Origin of the sequence: Pinirhizobacter sp. (genome assembly GCF_035317885.1) — a bacterium.
Lineage (GTDB): Bacteria > Pseudomonadota > Gammaproteobacteria > Xanthomonadales > Rhodanobacteraceae > Pinirhizobacter.
The window spans coordinates 1-3,532 of record NZ_DATHFX010000183.1 but is presented as its reverse complement, the minus strand read 5'-3'; the positions used below and the strand labels follow the sequence as shown (position 1 = coordinate 3,532).

Here is a 3,532-nt window from a genome sequence, read left to right as displayed (position 1 = left end):
TGGCCAGCAGTATCTCGATCGTGCGCGTCGATGAGCGCGCCATCGTCGAACACCTGGGCGCGCCGGGCGATGTCGTCGGGCCGGGTCTGCATGTGCATGCGCCGTGGCCATTCGCCGCCGTCCGGCGGGTGGAGCTTGGCGTCGTACACGAACTGCCCATTGTCTTTTCGCAAAGTGCCGATGGCCAACTCCTGGCCGAACTTGCCACGGCGGGGCAGGCCGATGCCGCCGGTGCCACCACGGCAGAAGCCATTCCCGATCCGCCAGCCGACCGTCTGTGGGATGGTAGTCATCCGGGCGAAGCCAGCTACCTCATTGCCAGCAGTTCGGGAGGGCGGGAAGGATTCCAGATCGTCAACGTGGATCTGCGCGTGGTATATCGCGTGGACAGCACGGACCAGGCGGCCCTGGCCTCAGCCTACGGCGCGTTCGAACCGGCCAGCCTGATCCGGGCCTCGGCGGGGCGCCTGCTCGTTTCGCACTTCGCCATCACTACTCTGGATGGGATTCTCGGTGAAAGCCGGTCAGCATTCGTCGATCGTTTCCGCCTTGACCTGCAACATGACATGGATGCCTATCACGCAGGGATCTCCGTACTCGATGTGGTGGTGGAGGCGATCCATCCGCCTGCCGGCGCGGCACGCGCCTATCACAACGTTCAGGCCGCCGAGATCCAGGCCGATGCGACGCGCTTCCAAAGCCGCGCGCGCGCCCTGGCGGTGAATGCTGCGGCGACAGAAGAGGCCATCCAGAACGTCAACCAGTCCCGCGCCACGGCGGCCGAGGCGCTGGCCGCAGCCAACGCCACACGCATCACGTTCAGCGCCGATGCGCGAAGCCAAGCGGCTGGCCCCAATGTATTCCTGTTTGAAAGCTGGCTTTCGCACCTTCGGGACGATCTGTCCAAGGCGCGAGTAACCATTGTCGATCACCGCCTCGAGGGGGCCACGAGCACCCTTGATCTACGCGCTGTCGCGCCAGGCAGTTCCGGAGGATATCCATGAGTGTTGCCGCTGTGAACCCGGAAGCTGAGAACCCGGAAGAGGCACCGATGCCATCAAGGCAGGGCAACGACGGCAGGACAGGATGGGTCCGCTGGAGCATGACGGCCCTGGTGCTGTTGCTGGCCGCGCTTGCCGCGTCGCTGGTGGTGGTGAGTCCCGGTACCGGCGTGGTAGTCACCCGGTTGGGACGCCCCGTGCGCGTGCTGCTCACTCCGGGCGGCGCGCTAAAGTGGCCCGCGCCAGTGGAAAACACCGTGGACGTGGACTTGCGTCTTCGCACGACATCCAGTGGTTTGCAGGACGTCGGCACGAAGGACGGACTGCGCGTGCTGGTCCAGGCCTTCGTCGTCTGGCGGGTACCTGCGGATCCGGAAGGGGTGCAGCTGTACTTGCGCGCTGTGCAGAACCAGCCGGACGTCGCCGCGGCCCAGCTACGAAGCCTGATGGCGTCATCGCTGGAGATCACCGCCAGCAGTTTCGACCTGGCGAACCTGGTCAATACCGATCCAAAGAAAGTGCGCCTGGATGAATTTGAAGCTCTCCTTCGCGACCGCATCGACGCCCAGGCGCGACGCGTCTACGGCGTGGAGATCCAGCAAGCGGGCATTGAACGGCTGACGCTGTCGAGCGAGGCGTTACAGGCGACCATCGAGCGGATGAAAGCCGAGCGCGACACGGCGGCCGCCCAGCGCTCGGCGGAAGGCCAGCGGGAAGCTGCGCAGATTACTTCCGAAGCCGAACGCGACGCGCGCATCCAGCTTGCCCAGGCCAAGGCCGAGGCGGCGGGCATCGAGGCGGAAGCCCAGGTCAAGTCGGCGGCGATTTACCAGCAGGCGTACAACACCGACCCGGCGCTCTACACCACGCTCCGGTCGTTCGACACACTTGATGCCGTGGTCAATCCCAACACCCGGCTGGTCCTGCGCACAGACGCCGCGCCGTTCCGGATCCTCGTTGACGGCCCCGGCAACGAGGGAGCAGCGAAGAAGGGCAAGCCATGAAACAGGACGAGCTTCAAAGCGGTCTGTTGGGGGATGTGCTTACCTGGTCATTCCGCTTGCTCTTCGCGTTGGTAGCGCTGCTCATGCTCGCCTGGGGTGCGACCGGGGTATCGCGCGTCAGCCCCGGCAACCAGGCGGTCGTTACACGCTTTGGCCAGATCGCACGGGTGCGGGGTCCGGGGTTGCTTCTGACGTGGCCTGCGCCAGTGGAGCACGTAACCCTGCTGCCGTCCGGTAGTCGCCAGGTACAGTTCTCACCCGAATCGCTCGAGCAGGATCGCTCGCAGGTTCGCTCGGAGGCAGACTCCACCACTTATGGCTTTGACGTCAGCGATGACGCGCGACAGAACACCTGGTTTTTCATGACCGGCGACGGCGGCCTGGTGCACCTGAAGGTGATGGTCTTCTATCAGATCACCGATCCTGCCGCATGGCTCATCGCCGCAGACCATATCGAGCCGGCGCTGCGCCGTGCCGTGATTGCCGCGGCGGTAAGTACGTGTGCCAGCCGCGATCTCGACGGCATCCTCGTCGCCCGTCCCGAGCGCGCCGGCGAGGCGTCGTTCGTCGCCAAGCGGGAATCGTTCCGCACCGACCTGGTGTCGTTGATCAACTCCCGCCTTGCCACGAACGGCGGGGCGGGCCTGGGTATCCGGGTGGCCCGTGCGGACGTGGTGGCCAGCATTCCCTCTGGCGCCAAGGCAGCGTTCGACAACGTGCTCAGCGTCTCCCAGCAGGTCGAGCGCGTCGTTGCCCAGGCGCGTACCGCCGCCGAACTGCGTCGCCAGGCATCGGTCCAGTCCAAGGAGAATGCGCTCGACCAAGCGCGTGCACTTGCCCAGGAAACCGTCAATACCGCCGAGGCCAAGTCGGCGTTCGTCCGCGCTCTGGGCAACCAACCAGGCATGAGCCGGCAGACGGTGCTGAACCAGCTTTACCGTGAGCGCGCGGGGTCCGTGCTTGGCCTGGTGGACAAGGTAGACGTGGTCCCCATCCATGCGACATCCATCCTTTATTCGGTCACTTCGCCATGAGCGCTTCATCGATCCCTGCACCATCCGCCGGCGCTGCGTTGCTGACGCACCGTGAACGCCGGGGGTGGCGCGTTCGCGTGGTCATCGTGCTCTTCGCCCTGGGGCTTCTGGTGCTCTCCTGGCTGGGTGCATGGCTTTCGCCGGACAACCTCCCGGGCGTACTCCTGTTGCAGGCGGCGGCCGCGGTGCTGGTGGCAGGTCCGGTGATGCGTGCGGCCTTTCGCAGCTTACGCAAGCCCGACCTGCACGGGGTGGTCGATCAGCTCGTTGCCCTCGCCGTGCTTGCGTGCTGGGTCTCCAATGATTTCGTCACCGCGACCCTGTTGCCCGCCGTGATGATGGTTGGCCGGGTGCTTGAGGAGCGCTCGCTGCTCGGGTCACGGGAAGCGGTCGAGGCGCTCTCCCGTCTTACCACCGCGACGGCAAGACGTCTCGGGCTCGACGGCGCGGTGACGGTGGTGCCGGCAAGCCGCCTGCAAGTGGGCGACCGAGT

General features: G+C 65.7%; 4 protein-coding genes. All 4 read left to right on the top strand.

Annotation, left to right across the window (positions count from 1 at the left end; genetic code table 11):
* A partial coding sequence (locus tag VK519_RS05790) for an SPFH domain-containing protein (protein WP_324348175.1) occupies window positions 1–1,004 on the top strand: 1,004 nt, incomplete at its 5' end.
* Window positions 1,001–2,005, top strand: coding sequence for an SPFH domain-containing protein (locus VK519_RS05785; RefSeq protein WP_324348174.1), 1,005 nt, complete (start codon window positions 1,001–1,003; stop codon window positions 2,003–2,005). The genes VK519_RS05790 and VK519_RS05785, both read left to right, overlap by 4 nt.
* The gene (locus tag VK519_RS05780; RefSeq protein ID WP_324348173.1) at window positions 2,002–3,039 is read left to right on the top strand and encodes an SPFH domain-containing protein; all 1,038 of its coding nucleotides are present in this window, start codon (window positions 2,002–2,004) and stop codon (window positions 3,037–3,039) included. The genes VK519_RS05785 and VK519_RS05780 overlap by 4 nt, the downstream gene beginning before the upstream one ends.
* Window positions 3,036–3,532, top strand: a 497-nt coding sequence (locus tag VK519_RS05775; protein WP_524538980.1) for a hypothetical protein, incomplete at its 3' end; no start/stop codon positions are given. The genes VK519_RS05780 and VK519_RS05775, both read left to right, overlap by 4 nt.

Excerpts from the sequence above, each read along its gene's own strand:
- VK519_RS05785 (WP_324348174.1), top strand. The coding sequence starts at position 1,001 with ATGAGTGTTGCCGCTGTGAACCCGGAAGCTGAGAACCCGGAAGAGGCA.
- VK519_RS05780 (WP_324348173.1), top strand. The coding sequence starts at position 2,002 with ATGAAACAGGACGAGCTTCAAAGCGGTCTGTTGGGGGATGTGCTTACC.